Origin of the sequence: Winogradskyella maritima, from assembly GCF_042650215.1 — a bacterium.
Lineage (GTDB): Bacteria > Bacteroidota > Bacteroidia > Flavobacteriales > Flavobacteriaceae > Winogradskyella > Winogradskyella maritima.
Window position 1 is genome coordinate 19007 of the sequence record NZ_JBHSAT010000020.1, and the last position, 18870, is coordinate 37876.

Here is an 18870-nt window from a genome sequence, read left to right on the forward strand (position 1 = left end):
TTTAAGCGCGCTTTAAAATAGCCTTGTTAATGGATTTTATCAATCGTGGCCCTTCGTAAATAAAGCCCGTGTAAACTTGTACTAAATCCGCGCCAGCGTCCAATTTTTCCAAGGCATCTTCAGCAGAGTGAATACCGCCAACACCAATAATCGGGAATGCTTTATTACTTTTTTCCGCCAAGAATTTAATGACACGTGTCGATTTAGTTTTAATCGGCTGACCACTTAATCCACCATTTCCAATGTCTTTTAAACGTTCGTCCGAAGCTTTTAAACCAGCTCTATCGGTTGAGGTGTTGCTGGCAATGACGCCATCGAGTTGCGTTTCGTTGACTAGATCTATGATTTCTTGAAGTTGGCCGTCGTTTAGGTCTGGTGCTATTTTTAGCAATATAGGTCTCTCCCGACGCTTCGGGACCGCTCGACCTGACAGACGGACATTTGCATCTTGCACTGTTGCAATCAATTCCAATAAATAATCCTTATCGTTAAGCTTAGCGTGGCTATTCACATTTGGGCAACTGACATTCAGTACAAAATAGTCCACATACGGATGTAAAGCCTCAAAACATTCTAAATAATCATTGGTGTAATCTTCAGGTTGGGTTTGGGTGTTTTTCCCAATGTTTCCCCCGATGATGACTTTACCTTTATTAGTTTTTAGCTGTGCAATCGCTGCTTCAAGCCCTTCGTTATTAAAACCCATCCGGTTGATAATCCCTTTGTCATCCTTCAATCTGAATAAACGTTTCTTAGGATTGCCAATCTGGCCTTTTGGCGTGACTGTTCCGATTTCTATAAAACCAAATCCGAAGTTGGCCAATTCATTATACAAGACTGCATTTTTATCGAATCCGGCCGCCAACCCGACTGGGTTTTTAAATGTCAATCCGAAAAGCTCTCGTTCCAATCGCACATCTTGAATTACATACAGGCTTCTGAAAATCGAAGGAACTCCAGGGATTTTTGACAAGAATTTGATGAGGGCAAAGGTAAAATGATGTACGTTTTCGGGGTCGAAGCAAAAAAGAAGGGGTCGTATGAGTGACTTGTACATGCGTTGTGTTTTGCAGAGCAAAAATACATCAAATTGTATGAATTATAAATATTCAATCGATACCGCTTGTTTGCCTTCTAGGCTATGATTATTTTTGAATAAATCTACAGTAAAAATGATTAATAAACAAGATATCATCAACCGTTTTATCAGTTATGTCACCATAGATACAGAGTCCGACCCAGAATCTGAAACCACGCCAAGCACAGAAAAACAGTGGGATTTGGCTAAAAAATTAGCTGATGAACTTCTTGACATGGGCATGAGTGACGTCAGCATTGACGACAACGCTTACATTATGGCCACCTTACCGAGTAACGTTGATCATGAAGTGCCGACTATTGGGTTTATTTCGCATTTTGATACCAGTCCCGATTTTACAGGCGCTAATGTAAAACCTCAAATCATAGAGAACTATGATGGCAAGGATATTATCTTGAATGCTGAACAAAACATTATTCTTTCTCCAGATTATTTTGAAGATTTGTTGCAATACGAAGGCCAAACCCTTATCACTACAGACGGCACTACCCTTCTTGGTGCGGATGATAAAGCAGGAATTACTGAAATCATGTCCGCCATGAAATATTTATTAGAACATCCTGAAATAAAACACGGGACCATTAAAGTAGGCTTTACGCCGGATGAGGAAATTGGACGTGGCGCGCATAAATTTGATGTAGAGAAATTCGGTGCCGATTGGGCGTATACCATGGATGGTAGCCAAATTGGGGAACTAGAGTATGAGAATTTTAACGCGGCAGGTGCTGTGATTACGGCTAAGGGTAAAATTGTTCATCCTGGTTATGCCAAAGGGAAAATGGTCAATTCCATGTACTATGCTTCAGAATTTATTAATACTTTACCACCACTAGAACGTCCAGAACATACGGAAGGTTATGAAGGCTTTTTCCATTTATATGATATTGATGGGAGTGTTGAAGAAACCACATTAAAATATATCATCCGCGATCATGATGCCGACAAATTTGAAGCGAAGAAAGCCCTCATGGAAAAAATTGTTCTAGATCTGAACACCAAGTTTGAAGCCCTAATTTTTGATATCGACATCAAAGACCAGTACTTTAATATGAAGGAAAAAGTTGAGCCTGTAATGCATATTGTTGATATCGCCGAAGACGCCATGAAAGCCTTAGATATTGAACCACTCATTAAACCAATACGTGGCGGTACGGACGGCTCACAATTATCCTACATGGGCTTGCCCTGTCCTAATATTTTTGCAGGTGGGCACAACTTCCATGGACGCTATGAATATGTTCCTGTTGAGAGTATGATTAAGGCGACAGAAGTGATTTGTAAGATTGCGGAGCTGACTGCGGAGCGGTATGAGTAGTTGGCAGTGGTTTAGTAGGCAGTTTATATATGAACGCCTTTTGAGGCAATTAAGGTTGATGATTCAAGATTTTACAAAATTCCACTATATTTATTGGACATGTAATGCAATGTCAAATGAAAAATATATACATCTTCGTAGTTGCACCCTTCCTGTTTTTTTCCTGCAAAAATGAGGAAGTCAATGCACCAACCTTTGAACTTAAGCAACAAATCGAAGCCATTACCCTTTTAGGCGATACCCTTAGGAGTCCGTCTTTAGAAGATAATCAAGCCTACAAAAATTACCAAAATGCCAAAATAGCCTTTGAAAACGCACCAAAAAATGCCGATTCTATTATTTGGTTTGGGAGGCGTACAGCCTACCTAGGTTATTTTAAAGACGCGATAGATATTTATTCCTACGGGAACGAATTGTATCCAGAAGATGCTCGGTTTTTACGTCATCGTGGGCATCGCTATATTTCCATACGGCAGTATGATAAAGCGATTTCTGATTTTGAAAAGGCCGTTCAACTCATAAAAGGCAAAAAAGACATGATAGAACCCGATGGTCTCCCTAATGCCCGAAACCTGCCCTTGAGCACCTTACACGGAAACATCTATTATCATTTGGGTCTGGCCTATTATTTAAAAGGCGATATGACCAATGCATTGAAAGCCTATTCCAACCGAACCGTGACGGAAAAGTATCCAGACAATTTGGTTTCTGGGGGCTATTGGCAATATATGATTCAGAGGCGACTTGGTAATGACGAAAAAGCCAAGGAAGTTATTGAAAACATTGATCCAGAAATGGATATTATTGAGAATATGAGTTATCATACTATGTGCCTATTCTTTAAAAATGAATTGGACGATTTAAAAATTGAAACTATTGGCACCTCCTCTAGCGATGTCCTAAGTTATGGCCTTGGAAACTGGTATTTGTTTGAACAGCAAGACAGCCTGAAGGCCCAAGCCCTTTACGGACGATTGCTCCGCGAAGGTAATCCTTACTCATTCGCCTATCTCGCGGCGGAATCGGATTGGAATCGCTTATTTGCTGAAAACGATTAATCTCTATAGGCATGAAAAAAGTTTACTCCGTAGAAGAATACATAGAAACCAATGACCATTGGAAAAAGGAACTTGATCTGTTGAGAAGTATCTTACTTAAAACTGAACTTAACGAAAACATTAAATGGAGCGCTCCCGTTTATGATGTCAACGGAAAAAATGTGGTTGGGCTTGGCGCTTTTAAACAGCATTTCTGCTTATGGTTTTTTAATGGTGTTTTTCTAAAAGATAAAGAAGGGCTTTTAATGAATGCCCAGGAAGGTAAAACCAAAGCCTTGCGACAAATGCGATTTACGAGCATGGAAGACATTCAACCCAATGTAGTGTTCGACTATGTAAAAGAAGCTATCGCTAACCAAAAAGCGGGTAAAGAGCTAAAACTCACCCGAACGATAAAACCCGTAGTAATTCCTGAAGAACTAAAAGCCGTTTTAAAAACCGACAAAGACCTCAACACAGCATTTAAGGCCTTAACGCCCTCCAAACAGCGGGAATACTGCGAACACATTGCATCAGCCAAACGTGAAGCGACAAAGCTATCGCGACTGGAGAAAATTACCCCGATGATTTTAGAGGGTAAAGGTTTGCATGATAAGTATAAGAATTGTTAAATAAATCACTTAATATTTTACACTAGGATTTCCTGTTTCCAAATAACTAATGAGGTTGTGATAAGACTGCTCATTTCCCTTAATGAAAAACTTCATTAAAGACATATACTTTTCGTTGTGCTTATAGCCTATACCATAGGATGTAATCTTTGTTTTAGCTGCATCTATCTCTTCAAAAAGAATCATGTTATATAAGTTCTTTTCATCTTCCTTCATAAATTCAGGGAAGTTTTCTGTAAGTTCAGCTTGCAACGTTATCATACGCTTAGGAACATAATTAATAACATGCAGTACAATTGTAGAATTATCACCTACTTGCCCGTCTTTATTGTAATTGGTCTTTATAGTTCCGTTAATTTTAAAATCTACTTCAGCAATAGCAGTTGCCCAACTTTCCCAGCCGTTCTTTGTAGTGTATGCATTCCAAACAGAATCAACACCTACCTGCACAACAAAAGATTGCTTTAAAACCATGTTATTGAATTGGGAAGAATCCACTATAGACTCTACTCTACCTTGTGCAGATATTGATGAAAACGATGATACGAGAAAACAACTAAACAGTGTTATAAAAAGAAATTTCTTCATGATATTAGGTTTTTGAGAGGAATTGAGATAAATATACCAAATATGTAGAATACTGATATGAAAAACGCCCCCTTTCGGAGGCGTTTTCAAAATTATAACCAACGTTTTATTTCGCTGGGGTGTTTAGTTTTTTACTCATTTCCATGGAAATGGCAGAACGGTCAAACTTAATTTTACCAGCTAGGGTTTCAATAACACAGCTGTTATCCTTATCGTTGAGATCCGCTACTTTTCCATGCATACCACTTTTGGTAATGACACGGTCGCCACGTTTTAACTCCGAAGAGAACTTTTTTTCTTGCTTTGCACGCTTCATTTGAGGTGCAATCATAAAAAAGTAAACCACAGCGAACATTGCCACAAATGGCAGTAATGAACTTAATCCTTCCATTAAAGTGCTTTCTTAGTTGTGGTTATGACCTTCGTGTCCTGGTTGTGTGCTGGTCTTAACCGCTGGCTGTGACAAGATAGACTGAGTACCTGCCGTTGTTGCTGGCTTAGCTGCATTAGGATCAGCCTCTACAAAAGCAGAAATACGTACTTGCTCAGAACCTTTCTCTGTATTAGTTGTCAAAGTAACTGTTTTAGATACTTTATTACCGTTTCCTTTTCCGTTGAACTTTACCACAAACTGGCCAGTTTCTCCCGGAGCTACATTTTCAGTCCAATCTTTCGGTACCGTACAGCCACAAGTACTTTTAATATCACTTACCACTAACATAGAGTTACCTGTGTTGGTGTATTTGAAGATCGTTTCTACTGGTGTACCGTTTTCAATCGTTCCGAAATCATGATCAGTCTTGTCGAAACTGATTGCTGGAAAATCACCTGCATTAGCATCACGTTCTGCTGCTGCTGCAACGTTTTCAGAATTCACTTTACTCGTTGCGTCATCTTTACAAGATGTGAAGGCAATCATAGATAAGGCGCTAAGACCTAAGATTAACTTTTTCATTTTTATTCTTTTAAATTAATAAGTAGATTATAATTTTCTGGGCTAAATGTAACAATAATATCGAGAAATAGAAACTTTTGGGCAAATTCTTAACAAAGAAAAGCCTTGTAAACAAAAGCTTTTCGAGCTGAAAACCTAAACCAATCCTCTACCGATTTTGTTGTGAATATTGGCCTGTTTATATTCTTTAATCGTTTTGTCTAAAATACCATTGATAAACACACTACTTTTTGGCGTGGAGTATTCCTTAGCGATTTCTAAATATTCATTAATCGTTACTTTAACAGGAATAGACGGGAATTTCTGAAGTTCGCAAAGCGCCATTTTTAATAACACACCGTCTAGACTCGCCAAACGGTCAGCATCCCAATTGGTGGTTTTTTTTGATATTTCCTCTTGAAACGCACTACTATTCAGCAATGTTTTGTACAACAGGTCTTTAGCAAATTTTCGATCATCCTCATCTTTGAATAACTCCGCAATCAAAAACGTTTCAGGTTTTGTGAGTTTTAACTTTTTAAATAATCGAACGATAGCCGTATTAACTACCGGAAGATCATCTACCCATGTTAGGCGTTTGTCTTCAAAATAATCATAGAGCTTATCGTTAGGTGCAATGACTTCGGAATAAATATCAATAATAAAATCCTTGTCTTCCTTTAATGTTGAAGGCCCTTTTGCCATATACTCCTTGTAGACATCACTTTCTTGAATGGCTTTGTAAATTACATCGACATATTCAAAATCGAGATCCCAAAAATTGAGTTTTCGCTTTTCAATAACTTCTCTCAGCATGGTGTTGGAACTGATAAATTCCAAAACCACATTATCGGCAAATTTCCTATTTGGATTGATATCCGCTTCTGTAGCAAGTAGCTTTTTTTGGGATTTTTCGAGATGGCTTCTAGATTTCTTTTGTACTTCAATGAGCAATGCCATAATGGCGAAGTACAAATCGGACATGCTTTCTATACTGTGAAACAAGAATTTTTCGTCTTTTGAAAAATCATCACTTTCCGAACCTTTGAATGCAAAAATGGATTGCATGACTTTTATACGGATGTGTCTTCGGTTTAGCATGTCTAAGAACTTTATAATTAAAGAGTTAAGCAGTAAAAAGGCGGAAACGAATTTCCACCTTGCAAAAATAGTATTATTTAGTTTCCGACGAAACTATTTGTTGTTTTCTCGCTTACGTGCGGCGATTCGTTCTTTGGCGATATTGAGTGCTGCAACGTGTGTTGTAATCCCGTTAGCATTTGCATTATCTAAAATCTCCAATGTCGTATTATAGATATTCTCTGTTTTACGCATAATTTCTTGTCGGTCGTAATTTTCCAACTCCGCATACACATTGATAATTCCACCTGCATTGATTAAGAAATCTGGCGCATAAACAATACCGCGTTCCTGTAATAGTTTACCGTGCACATTCTCATCGGCAAGCTGATTATTTGCTGCACCTGCCACGATTTTTGCCTGCAATTTATTAATGGTTTCATCATTTACGGTTGCTCCTAAAGCACATGGCGCATAAATATCCATAGCTTCAGAATAAATATCATTACCACCGTAAATAGTGGCTCCGTATTTAGAACGGACTTCCTCCAAACGTTCTTGGCTGATATCGCTTATGGTTACCAAAGCACCTTCGTTTGTTAAATGCTCGACTAAAGCTTCGCCAACATTACCAATACCTTGCACAAAGACACTCTTGCCTTCCAAAACATCTGAGCCGTATTGATACTTTGCAGCAGCTTTCATCCCCATGAATACGCCGTAAGCTGTAATTGGGGAAGGATTCCCGGCACCACCGATACTTTCTGAAATACCGGTAACGTAAGGTGTTACCTCTCTTACCGTATCCATATCGCCTGTAGTCATCCCAACATCCTCAGCTGTAATATATCTACCGCTTAACGAGTGGACAAACTCTCCAAAACGACGCATTAATTCAGGCGTTTTCTGTGTTTTTGCGTCGCCTATGATTACTGCTTTTCCACCACCAAGGTTTAATCCGGTAATGGCCGACTTAAACGTCATACCACGAGATAGACGAAGCACATCATTAAGCGCTTCCCATTCGTTATTGTATTGCCACATTCTGGTGCCACCAAGTGCAGGTCCCAAAACCGTATTGTGAATTCCAATTATTGCTTTTAAACCAGTATCTTTGTCGTTGCAAAAAACGATTTGTTCATGGTCGTCAAAAGAAAGTTGACCGAAAACAGGATCTGCTTTTTTAAGGTCTTCAGGAGCAATTATATCAGATGTCATAAGGTGTAATTGTTTTTTATTTTAAAAAATCTGTAAAAACAGCGTGCAAAAATAAATCAATATTGGAGGATTAGCAAAATATTAACTATTAAATAGGAATATGACAATAGCTTTGTTCTACCAACACTATTAATGAAAGAACTAAAACATTTAAATAAGTACTTCTACAAATACAGATATCGACTCTTGGTCGGTATTTTTATTACCATCATTGCCCGAATATTTGCGCTCTTTACACCGCGCTTAATCGGTGCCTCGATTAATGTCGCCTCCGATAAATTGAAAGGCAACATTTCTATGGAACAGTTTAAGGATGATTTAATGCTAAACATCCTCTTGTTGTTAGGTGCCGCCGTTTTGGCTGGCATTTTCACCTTTATGATGCGACAAACCATAATTAATGTGTCGCGTTACATTGAGTATGATCTTAAAAATGAAGTGTATCAGCATTACCAAGTATTGTCGCTAAAATTCTATAAGTCCAATAGAACTGGCGATCTAATGAACCGTATTAGTGAGGATGTGGGCAAAGTACGCTCCTATGCTGGTCCGGCATTGATGTACAGTATCAATACGGTGACCTTATTTATCGTCGCGCTCATATACATGTTTAATCGTTCGGTAGAATTGACTTTATATACCATCTTACCCTTACCAATTCTATCAGTCTTGATTTACAAGATTTCGAAAATTATTAATCAGCGTAGCCGTATTGTTCAGGAATCACTGTCGACATTATCCACGTTTACCCAAGAACACTTTAGTGGAATTTCTGTCATAAAGTCCTACGGTATTGAAGACCGAACCAATACAGATTTTGAAACCTTGTCTTCAGAAAACCGGCAAAAACAGATCAACCTCGCAAAAATACAGGCGTTGTTTTTTCCGCTAATGATATTGATTATCGGACTTAGCACCATTATGGTCGCTTACATTGGTGGGCGTCTATACATTAACGGCACTATTGCGGATATTGGGACCATCGCCGAATTCCTTATTTATGTAAATATGTTGACCTGGCCCGTTGCCGTTATAGGCTGGGTGACCAATATGGTACAACAGGCGGAAGCTTCTCAAAAACGAATCAATGAATTTTTGGAAACCAAGCCGGATATTGTCAATACCAAAAATGAACTTACAGACATACAAGGCGCGATTCGCTTTGAAAATGTTTCATTTGAATATCCCGACACCAATATTGTAGCATTAAAAGGGGTAAGTTTTAATATTGAAGCCGGAAAAACGTTAGCCATTCTTGGTAAAACTGGCTCAGGAAAAACAACCATTCTTGATTTAATAGGCCGATTATACGATATCCAAGATGGCGAAATTTGGATTGATGACACCAAAATAACCGATCAGAATTTGTATTCACTTCGCGAGGCTATTGGTTATGTACCGCAGGATGCTTTTCTGTTTTCGGATAGCATAAAGAACAATATTAAGTTCGGGAAGGAAAATGCCACAGATGAGGAAGTCATTACTGCTGCGAAAAATGCCATGGTGCATAAGAATATCGTCGGGTTTAAAAACGGTTATGACACTGTTTTGGGAGAACGCGGTATTACATTATCGGGCGGACAAAAGCAACGGATATCCATTGCAAGAGCCATTATAAAATCACCTCAAATTTTGTTGTTTGATGATTGTTTGTCGGCAGTAGACACTGAAACGGAAGAGAAAATCCTCAAAAACCTCAACAAAGTTTCCAAAGACAAAACCACGGTGATTGTGAGTCATCGGGTATCTTCTGCCAAGAATGCCGACCATATCATAGTGTTGGAAGATGGTAAGATTATTCAGACAGGAAATCACGCCAGCTTAATAAATACAGACGGTTACTACAAAGACCTTTACCTTAAACAACTCTCCGAAAAAGAAATTTCATAATTTCTTGTAAGCTCCATTTTTTTTTAGATATTTGGATTGAAATTAAAATTTGAAATTGACCTATGAGCGATAACGGAATGATGGACAGGGAAGAGATTTACTCAAAAGTATTGCGTGCAGGAAGACGTACATATTTTTTCGATGTACGTGCCACAAAGGCTGGTGATTACTACCTTACCATTACGGAAAGTAAAAAGTTCACCAATGACGACGGTTCTTTCCATTATAAAAAACACAAAATCTACTTGTACAAAGAAGATTTCACCGAATTCAATGAGATTATGTCAGAAATGACGGATTATATCATCAATGAAAAAGGTGAGGAAGTGATCAGTGAGCGTCACCAAAAAGATTTTAAGCGTGAAGAGGATGAGTTTCAAATCGCAGAAGCCAAAACCCCTGAGGACGCAGATTTAGGAAAGACAGAATCTTTCACAGATATTAAATTCGAAGATATTTAGAACATATCTTTCTGTTAAATAAATTGAAAACCGCTAATATCCATAGCGGTTTTTTTATTTTTAATGCTTTCGAAAAATAAACTTCAGACTAACTAACCAACTTCGATATGAAATTACGTTTTGCCTGCCTTGCCTTTTTTGTTTCTGCTTTTCTTATTGCTCAAAATCCAAAAGGACTCGACTACTTTTTACCAACAGATGTTTCTTATAACGAAAACATGCCAACACCTAAAGATATTATCGGTCACGAGGTTGGCGAATGGCATATTACCCATGACAAGTTAGCCCAATACATGATGAAGCTCGCAGAAGTTTCAGACCGTATTACCATTGAAGACCGAGGCAAAACCTTTGAAGACCGACCACTACTGCTTTTAACGATCACCTCTCCAGAAAACCACCAAAATCTTGAATCGATTAGACAAGCGCATGTTGGTGCTACAGAATCCGGAAATGCAAATACCACTAACCGTCCAATTGTGGTGTATCAAGGTTTTTCCATTCATGGTAACGAACCTAGTGGTGCCAATGCAGGCTTAGTTGCTGCCTATTATTTGGCTGCTGCACAAGGCCCAAAGATTGATGCTATGCTAAAAAACACGGTGATTCTATTCGATCCGAGTTTTAATCCCGATGGCTTACAGCGTTTTGCCTATTGGGCCAATACCAATAGAAACCAAAACTTGAATCCAGATCCCAACGACAGGGAATATTCGGAAGTATGGCCCGGCGGACGAACCAATCATTATTGGTTTGATATGAACCGTGATTGGTTGCCAGTGCAGTTACCAGAATCCAGAGCGCGCATTAAGTCCTTCCACAAATGGATGCCAAATATTCTCACCGACCATCACGAAATGGGCACCAACAGTTCCTTCTTCTTTCAGCCGGGTATTCCATCCCGGACACATCCATTAACGCCGAAAATGAATCAAGAATTAACCAAAGGCATTGCCAAATATCATGCTAAGGCTTTAGATAAGATTGGCTCTTTGTATTATTCTGAAGAAAGTTTTGATGATTTCTATTACGGAAAAGGCTCTACCTTTCCAGACATTAATGGAAGTATTGGGATTCTGTTTGAGCAAGCTAGTTCTCGTGGACACATTCAGGAAAGTGATAATGGATTATTGACCTTTCCGTTTACAATAAGAAATCAATTCACAGCGGCATTATCAACATTGGAAGCTGCCAATGCCATGCGTACCGAGATTTTAGACTATCAGCACGATTTCTTTAAACAAGCCCAGAACGAAGGAAGCAGAGCAGGAAGCAAAGCCATCATCTTTGGTGATGAGAAAGATGCGGCAAAGACCTATCATTTAGCCGAAATTTTGAATAGACACCAGATTGCCATTCATGAGTTGAAAAACGATGTTACCCTCAACGGGAAGCGCTACACCAAAGACCACGCTTTTATCGTTCCAAAAAATCAGAAAAACACCCGTTTAATTAATGCAATGTTTGAAAAGCGAACGACCTTTCAAGACAGTTTATTTTATGATATTTCTGCATGGACATTTCCGTTATCCTTTAATGTAGATTATACGGAAACAACAACTGCTAATGCAGGGGAGAAAATCACCAGTTTAGAGCTACCTACTGGTCGTGTTCAAGCCAAAAGCGAATATGCTTACTTAATGGAATGGCACGAGTATTATGCACCAAAATTGGTATACGAATTACAGAAGAAAAATATTCGTCTTAGAGCGAGTCTGAAACAATTTTCCACCAATGGTAAAACCTACGATTATGGAACGGTGATGATTCCCGTTCAAAATCAGGAATTATCGTCTAGCGAACTTTACAGTTTACTTCAGGAATTAGCCAAAGATGCGCACGTAAATATTGACGCTGTCGGAACTGGACTTACAGAAGGCATAGACCTTGGTAGTAATAATTTTAGACCTTTGGAATTGCCTAAAATCGCTTTATTGGTCGGTGACGGTATGAACTCCTACGATGCTGGAGAAATTTGGCATCTATTGGATACACGCTATGATATGGCCGTAACGAAGTTGGATACTCGCAATTTCAGTCGTGCAGATTTAAGTCGTTACAATACCATCATTATGGTGAATGCCTTTTCCCCATTGGATAAAGGCCAAACGGACAAAATAAAAAGTTGGATACAGTCTGGCGGGACGCTTATCGCCTACCGAAATGCTCTGCGTTACCTCAAGAACAACAAACTTCTCAATATCGATTTTAAAGAAAGTAAACTCGAAGCCAAAAACATTTCATTTGAAGAACGTGGCGATTTTAGAGGTGCACAATTTATTGGCGGAGCCATTTTTAATACCAAAATTGACCGGTCACATCCGATTAATTTCGGATTTAAGAATGAGAATCTTCCGATGTTTAGAAATACAACCTTATTTGTAAAGCCAGCTAAGAACAGCTATGACAACCCGATTCAGTACACTGAAAACCCATTGTTGAGCGGTTATATCTCAAAGCAGAATTTGGATAGCTTGGCGAATACAGTCCCCTTAAAAATTGGAGGTATGGGCCGAGGAAGCATTGTGGCATTAACGGACAACACCAACTTTAGAGCCTTTTGGTATGGGACTAATCGCTTGTTGTTGAATGCGATTTTCTTTAGGGACGAGCTGTAAAAGCCCCTTGGAGGTTCTTAGTTGAAGGCCAAATGGTTGGTTATATTCCCCAAGGGGAACGGATAGAGGTTCGTTATTTGGGATTGTATTCTAAATTGATTCTAGTTTGATGTCACACTGAGCGCAGTCGAAGTGCTTAACTTAAACTCGTCACATATTAATTTGATGCTTTAAAGCGCTACATAACACCATCAATTTACCGCCTTTCCATTCGGCACCTTACTTTCTGGAGAAAGAAGAAACACATCATTCTCCAACACGGCGCCCATCACCAAACATTCGCTCATAAATTTAGCAATCTGTTTTTTAGGAAAGTTGACCACAGCTACAATCTGTCGATTCAGCAAGTCTTCTTTATTGTAAATCGTTGTGATTTGCGCACTTGATTTTTTAATCCCCAAAGGCCCAAAATCGATTTTCAGTTGATAGGCAGGTCGTCTCGCTTCAGGGAAATCCTGCACATCAACAATCGTCCCGATGCGCAAATCGACCTTTGTAAAGTCTTCAAATGTTAGTACCTTTTCACTCATGTTTGTCGCCCGAGATGTCGGGTGTTTTTATTTATTCCTAAACTACTAAAAAATGGCATTAACTCCATCAAATATGTTACCTCTGGGCACCAAAGCTCCAGACTTCAAACTACTTGATACAACCGATGATCAATTAAAATCCCTTGACGAATTAAAAGGTACTAAAGGTACGCTCGTAATGTTTATTTGTAACCATTGTCCGTTTGTGATTCATGTGAATGCCGAATTATCCCAACTCGCCAAAGATTATGTCAGTAAAGGTATTAACTGTATTGCCATCAGTAGCAACGATGTAGACAACTACCCGCAAGATGGCCCACAATACATGAAAACCACGGCTATTGAAAACGATTATATTTTCCCATACCTCTATGACCAAACACAAGCCGTGGCTAAAGCTTACGATGCGGCCTGTACCCCAGATTTTTTTCTGTTTGATGAGGATTTAAAATTAGTGTACGCCGGACAGTTAGATGATTCCCGTCCAGGAAACGGCATCCCTGTCACGGGTAAGGATTTACGTTCTGCAATGGACAATCTAATTGAAGGAAAACCAATTGATAAGAACCAAAAACCGAGTATGGGTTGTAATATTAAGTGGAGGGCAAGCTAGTCTTGAGTCAGTAGCTGTGAGTCGAGAGAAAACCCTTTAATTCTTGCTTGTGTAAGGTAGCAATCATGTCTTCTACAGTCTACCGGCTATAATCTACCAACTTACGACTAAAGATTATCCAATTGATTATCGGTTCCATTTTCACTAATCGTCCAGAAGAAACCGATGAAAAAGAACTGGTCCTGTGCCGGTCGTAACGTTTGCCTATCAAAATTACCGTTGGCGTTTGGCGTATTGGCATACTGATAACCATTGACGTTTTTAAACCCAAGTACGTTGTTTACTGAGAAGTATAGAATCTTTTGCTCGTCCAGAAGATAGGCCCAGTTTAGGCTTAAATTGTTGAAGCTTTTGGTGCGTTCCGCTAAAAAGTCGTCCGTATTTGGATTGTTATATGGACGTCCTGACGAATAGGTGTACGAGAACCCTGCTTGAGATTTCCAATCCTCTATCCAATACTTACCAACGACAGAAAGGTTATGCTTCGTGGCAAAATTTGGTGTTGCCGATTCTAAGAAATTCCGATGGTCGCGCTCTGTATCTAAATACGAATAACTCACCCAATAGTCCACATTTTTAATCCCCGTGTTATCTCTCCAAAACAAATCTATACCTTGTGCATAACCGTCACCAGAACTGGAATAATCCGATTCAAAATTGGGGAAGTCGCCCGTAAATTTCACTAAGTTGTCATAGGTTTTTCGGTAAGCTTCCGCTCTAAGGATTTTTCCATTATTCACATATTGGTAATTGAAAATATAGTGGTCCGTATTCTGCGGTCTTAAGTTGGTATTGAATTTTAAAACCTCAGACGTTGGATTCTGAAAAAAGGTACCATAGGCCAAGGACACCTGACTTTTCTTTCCGGTTTTGTATGCTAAAGATACTCTTGGCGCGACGTCAGTTTGCTTGAACAATTGCGAGTAGTCCGCACGTAAGCCAACTTTTAAAGCTAATGATTTTGAAAACATCACATCCGTTTCTACAAAACCCGCCGTGATATTGTTGTCATAACCATAGGTGGCGTTGATGTCGCCGTCGGAAAAGCTTTCTTCAAAATTGGTTAAAAACTTCTCAGCACCAAATTGCACTTTAACGCGATTGCCAAAACGTTTTTTCAGCTTTAACTTAGCATGAATGGATTGCTCTGTATTCGTGATATCCGCGGTTTCCACCCCTAAGTCTGAATTTGACCTCGTATAACTCAATCCGGTTGTCATCGCCCAACTTTCACCTAGCACGCCATGGTATGATGTATTCGCGTAAAGGTTATTGTTCTTTAATTTAAAGTCGAAACCGTCTGGTTGATTGATGTCGGGTTGAGTCAATTCAAAATTTACTGCATCGAATGCGGTGTAAAACTTAAATAATCCAGAGTTGGTCTTTAAACGGAATACCGCTTCACCTTGAGCACCTTCATAAGGTGATTGCCAATCGTTACGGTCATCAAAGGCTTCGAGATAAGGCGCCAGGTTGATATAGCTCGCATTAACACTAAGGGACGACTTTTCCCATTTTTGGGTGTTTCCCAAGGTAGCGCCAACGGTCATAAGCCCAATATCGGTTTTTTCTTGGTCTGGCTCATCAATGGTATTTAATAACAGTACGCTAGACAAAGCCTGTCCGTACTCCGCAGAATAACCGCCTGTGGAAAAGGTAATTCCATCGAACAAAAATGGTGAGTAACGACCTCGCGTTGGTGTATTACCTGCGGTTGGCGTGTATGGTGTAAATACACGGATACCATCAATAAAAATCTGGGTCTCCTCTGCTCTACCGCCTCTGACAAACAATCGCCCGTCTTCAGCATTTGTTGACGTTCCGGGTAAAGTTTGAATGGCACCTAGCACGTCCCCCAAGGCACTTGCTGTGGTTACGACGTCCAAAGAATTTAAAACGGAAACTTTGCTATTGTCGTTGGCTTCGAAAGTTCCCGCGGTGATAACTACTGCATCCAAGGCACTGACATCGTCTTTTAAAGTGATAACCAAGTCTTTCATATTCACAACATCCAATTCCAGCGTTTTGGTTTCGTAGGATAAAAAAGAAACGATAAGTTTTTGGGTACCTTCTTCAGAAGTTTCAAATTTAAAAAGACCGTTTTCATCTGAAGTGGCGCCATCATAGGTGCCATCTAAATAGACATTCGCACCGGGAATCGGGAGTTTTTTATTGTCGAGGACTTTTCCGGATATGGTGGTTTGTGAATTACCTTCAAACTGAAACAGAAGAATAAAAATGATGATGAGCGTTCTCATGGGATGGTGTTGATTTTGATTGATGTTTCAAATGTCTTTCAAACTCCCTTCAGAATAAATTGAAATAGACTGAACTGTAAAATTTCCCTTCTGAATTGTAAAACAGCCGCAGGAGCGAGGTGCCTTCCGACGAAAAACCCTTTAAAATCAAAGGCTTGCCAGACGCTTGAAATATTATCGGATTTTAATGTAACATTGTAATAGAGAAGACTACCAATAAGCAACCAAACTAACTGACACTATTGAACAAAGAACTAGAACATAGTTTTGTAGAACAATTAAAAGAACACCAAAACATTGTACATAAGGTGTGTCGCCTGTATACCAACAATCAGGATGCGCACAATGACTTGTTTCAGGAAATTACCATACAGTTATGGCGCGCCTACCCTAAGTTTAGAGGCGATTCTAAATTTAGCACGTGGATGTACCGTGTGGGTCTTAATACGGCAATTACCTTATACCGAAAGTCTAAAAGACGAGTGCAAACCACCGATTTTGATGCAATACAGTTTAGAATTAAGGCGGAAGAGTATGATGATACCGAAGAGCAACAATTAAAGCTAATGTACCGTGCGGTAAAACAATTGAATGATATTGAAAAAGCCTTGGTGTTCCTCTATTTGGAAGATAAGGACTATAGAGAAATAAGTGCGACTTTGGGTATTTCTGAAGTGAACGCACGCGTGAAGATGAATCGCGTAAAAAAGAAATTAAAAACCATATTAAATCCGTAGGATTATGGACGAATTAGAATTATTAAAGAAAGATTGGAATGCCACGAGCAACGACTTTCAGACCTATGACGATGCCGACTTGTATAGAATGAGTCACAGAAAATCGTCTTCCATTGTTAAAACATTGTTCTATATCAGTGTTGGCGAATTGCTTTTTTGGGTGCTTTTAAATTATGTTCCCATGCTATTCTTTGATACGTTTAGAGAACGTATGGAGGAGTTAATGCACGACAATCTCTATGTTGGATTAAGCATTTTTGGGTATTTAGTTATTGGCGTTTTTGCCTTTCTTTTATGGAAATCGTACAAGTCAATTTCGGTTACCGATAGTTCAAAAAAACTGATGGAGAGTATTCTCAACACTCGAAAAATCATTAAATACTACGTACTGTATAATTTGGTGGTTATTCTAATTTCCATACCGTTTAGTGTGTATTCGGGCTTGCAAGAAGATGCGGATTTAGCGGAGAAAGTAGCAAGTTTTGATTCCGGACAACTGACCATAATGTACAGCGTGATTATCGGGTTTACAGCGATTTTCTTAGTGCTGGTCTGGTTATTCTATAAATTGATTTACGGAATATTGATTAACCGTTTAAATAAGAATTACGCAGAATTAAAGAAGATTGAGGATTAAAACACAAAGACTAACAACTATCCAAGTCGCTTTGATTTTTGGAGTGCCATTACTTCTATTTTCAATTCTATGGATACTTACCAAATCAGCTTTATTCAATTCTGAAAACCAGCTTTTATCCATAGCAATCTCAGCAGATGTTCTGTTGACCGTTCCATTGATTTATTTCTTATCTATCAGAAAAACAAAAATTCCTAGAATAAGTGTTGTTCCCATCACTATTATCGGTTTACTCATTGGTTATGTCATTTTACCTTTGGAGCAACAATTATATTTAAACCTCTTTAAAGCTTGGGCGCTTCCGGTTATAGAAGTTGGAGTAGCCTCATGTATTATATTCAATGTTTATAAGACATTGAAGGGTTTTAAAAAGGAAAAACAAACTGGACTCGATTTCTATGACGCCTTAAAAGCAGTTTGTGAAAAATCCCTGCCAAAGGCTGTCGTGCCTTTTTTAATTACAGAAATCTCAGTGTTTTATTATGGGTTTTTATGCTGGAAGGGTCCCAAATTAAAAGATAATCAGTTTACGTATCATAAAGATTCTGGTAAACCAACGTTGCTCATGGCATTGATTTTCCTGATTGCTGTGGAAACTTTTGCGCTTCACTTACTAATCGCAAAATACAGTACCGTCAGCGCTTGGATTTTAACAGGGTTGAGTATCTATTCTGGTATTCAAATTCTTGGATTTTTAAAATCAATTTACCAACGGCCAATTACGATTGATGATGATAAGGTGTATCTGAATTATGGTATTATGAAATCCACCATCATTCCTCTAAGAGACATTGCCTCTATTGAATTATCCACAAAAGATTTTGATGAAAAATCCGAAATCAAAAAGTTTTCATTTCTAGGAAGTTTAGAAGGTCATAACATCATACTTCACTTGTCCGAAGAACATAAAATGACTGGTTTGTACGGCACTTCCAAAACTTATAAAGGTTTGGCTTTGCACGTGGATGAAAAAGTAGCTTTTAAGGCATTTATAGAACACAAAATAAAGTGTGAGTAAAGCTTAAAGGCGCGAAGCGGAAATTTCAAAACACAAATACCAAATTCCAAAATGTTTTCGCGCAAAGACGTTAAGAGGAAACTATTAGTTAAATATGATTCGTAAAATCATACAAAAATCTCATACCTAATGCTTCACACCTAATTTTAGACACTTTACACTAAAAACTTAATACTGAAAGACTGCTAACTGCCTACTAAAACAC

Annotated in this window: 18 protein-coding genes; 10 read left to right on the top strand and 8 right to left on the bottom strand. The window is 38.8% G+C overall.

The features are described 5' to 3' along the window. Window position 1 precedes the first annotated feature (1 nt). Window positions 2-1057, bottom strand: coding sequence for a quinone-dependent dihydroorotate dehydrogenase (locus ACFOSX_RS11275; RefSeq protein WP_386100932.1), 1056 nt, complete (start codon window positions 1055-1057; stop codon window positions 2-4). A gap of 115 nt (window positions 1058-1172) precedes the next feature. Here ACFOSX_RS11275 and pepT point away from each other — a divergent pair, with 115 nt between their 5' ends. The 3 genes from pepT to ACFOSX_RS11290 all read left to right on the top strand — a co-directional run bounded on the left by pepT (window position 1173) and on the right by ACFOSX_RS11290 (window position 4083). Further along, window positions 1173-2414 carry a peptidase T gene (pepT, locus tag ACFOSX_RS11280; RefSeq protein WP_386100935.1) on the top strand — a complete coding sequence of 414 codons (1242 nt, stop codon included), beginning with the start codon at window positions 1173-1175 and terminating at the stop codon, window positions 2412-2414. Window positions 2415-2530: 116 nt separating this feature from the next. Then, entirely contained in the window at window positions 2531-3472 is a 942-nt protein-coding gene (locus ACFOSX_RS11285; protein ID WP_386100938.1) for a tetratricopeptide repeat protein, read from the top strand. 11 nt (window positions 3473-3483) lie between these two features. Continuing rightward, window positions 3484-4083 carry a YdeI/OmpD-associated family protein gene (locus ACFOSX_RS11290; protein ID WP_386100941.1) on the top strand — a complete coding sequence of 200 codons (600 nt, stop codon included), beginning with the start codon at window positions 3484-3486 and terminating at the stop codon, window positions 4081-4083. A gap of 9 nt (window positions 4084-4092) precedes the next feature. On the opposite strand, the gene ACFOSX_RS11295 is transcribed toward ACFOSX_RS11290, so the two are convergent. The 5 genes from ACFOSX_RS11295 to ACFOSX_RS11315 all read right to left on the bottom strand — a co-directional run bounded on the left by ACFOSX_RS11295 (window position 4093) and on the right by ACFOSX_RS11315 (window position 7903). Next, window positions 4093-4671, bottom strand: coding sequence for an SRPBCC domain-containing protein (locus ACFOSX_RS11295; RefSeq protein WP_386100944.1), 579 nt, complete (start codon window positions 4669-4671; stop codon window positions 4093-4095). 106 nt (window positions 4672-4777) lie between these two features. Further along, on the bottom strand, window positions 4778-5062 hold the full coding sequence (yajC, locus tag ACFOSX_RS11300) for a preprotein translocase subunit YajC (protein ID WP_386100947.1): 285 nt from the start codon (window positions 5060-5062) through the stop codon (window positions 4778-4780). Between the two features lie 12 nt (window positions 5063-5074). Continuing rightward, window positions 5075-5590 (bottom strand): DUF1573 domain-containing protein, encoded by a 516-nt coding sequence (locus ACFOSX_RS11305; protein ID WP_386100950.1) that lies wholly within the window; start codon window positions 5588-5590, stop codon window positions 5075-5077. A gap of 171 nt (window positions 5591-5761) precedes the next feature. Next, a complete protein-coding gene (gene nusB / locus ACFOSX_RS11310) occupies window positions 5762-6706 on the bottom strand; it encodes a transcription antitermination factor NusB (RefSeq protein WP_386100953.1) in 945 nt (314 codons plus the stop codon). Window positions 6707-6799: 93 nt separating this feature from the next. Further along, complete coding sequence (locus ACFOSX_RS11315) at window positions 6800-7903, bottom strand: Glu/Leu/Phe/Val family dehydrogenase (protein WP_386100956.1); 1104 nt, start codon at window positions 7901-7903, stop codon at window positions 6800-6802. A gap of 132 nt (window positions 7904-8035) precedes the next feature. Between ACFOSX_RS11315 and ACFOSX_RS11320 the strand changes: the two genes are divergently transcribed. From ACFOSX_RS11320 to ACFOSX_RS11330, 3 genes are all read left to right on the top strand, one after another. Next, window positions 8036-9793, top strand: a complete 1758-nt coding sequence (locus ACFOSX_RS11320; RefSeq protein ID WP_386100959.1) for an ABC transporter ATP-binding protein — start codon at window positions 8036-8038, stop codon at window positions 9791-9793. Window positions 9794-9855: 62 nt separating this feature from the next. Further along, the gene (locus ACFOSX_RS11325; protein ID WP_386100962.1) at window positions 9856-10254 is read left to right on the top strand and encodes a PUR family DNA/RNA-binding protein; all 399 of its coding nucleotides are present in this window, start codon (window positions 9856-9858) and stop codon (window positions 10252-10254) included. 107 nt (window positions 10255-10361) lie between these two features. Beyond that, window positions 10362-12872 (top strand): M14 family zinc carboxypeptidase, encoded by a 2511-nt coding sequence (locus ACFOSX_RS11330; RefSeq protein ID WP_386100965.1) that lies wholly within the window; start codon window positions 10362-10364, stop codon window positions 12870-12872. Between the two features lie 191 nt (window positions 12873-13063). On the opposite strand, the gene ACFOSX_RS11335 is transcribed toward ACFOSX_RS11330, so the two are convergent. After that, a complete protein-coding gene (locus tag ACFOSX_RS11335) occupies window positions 13064-13402 on the bottom strand; it encodes a tRNA-binding protein (protein ID WP_386100968.1) in 339 nt (112 codons plus the stop codon). A gap of 52 nt (window positions 13403-13454) precedes the next feature. On the opposite strand from ACFOSX_RS11335, the gene ACFOSX_RS11340 reads away from it, so the two are divergent. Further along, a complete protein-coding gene (locus ACFOSX_RS11340; RefSeq protein WP_386100971.1) occupies window positions 13455-14015 on the top strand; it encodes a thioredoxin family protein in 561 nt (186 codons plus the stop codon). 107 nt (window positions 14016-14122) lie between these two features. Here the strand turns inward: ACFOSX_RS11340 and ACFOSX_RS11345 are convergent, their stop codons facing one another. Further along, window positions 14123-16273 carry a TonB-dependent receptor gene (locus tag ACFOSX_RS11345; protein WP_386100974.1) on the bottom strand — a complete coding sequence of 717 codons (2151 nt, stop codon included), beginning with the start codon at window positions 16271-16273 and terminating at the stop codon, window positions 14123-14125. Window positions 16274-16515: 242 nt separating this feature from the next. Here ACFOSX_RS11345 and ACFOSX_RS11350 point away from each other — a divergent pair, with 242 nt between their 5' ends. From ACFOSX_RS11350 to ACFOSX_RS11360, 3 genes are read left to right on the top strand one after another with little or no spacing between them, the layout of a single operon-like run. Beyond that, window positions 16516-17010 (top strand): RNA polymerase sigma factor, encoded by a 495-nt coding sequence (locus ACFOSX_RS11350; RefSeq protein ID WP_386100977.1) that lies wholly within the window; start codon window positions 16516-16518, stop codon window positions 17008-17010. A gap of 4 nt (window positions 17011-17014) precedes the next feature. Continuing rightward, on the top strand, window positions 17015-17647 hold the full coding sequence (locus ACFOSX_RS11355; RefSeq protein WP_386100980.1) for a hypothetical protein: 633 nt from the start codon (window positions 17015-17017) through the stop codon (window positions 17645-17647). Beyond that, entirely contained in the window at window positions 17637-18665 is a 1029-nt protein-coding gene (locus ACFOSX_RS11360; protein ID WP_386100983.1) for a hypothetical protein, read from the top strand. Before ACFOSX_RS11355 ends, ACFOSX_RS11360 begins: the two co-directional genes overlap by 11 nt. Window positions 18666-18870: the final 205 nt, after the last annotated feature.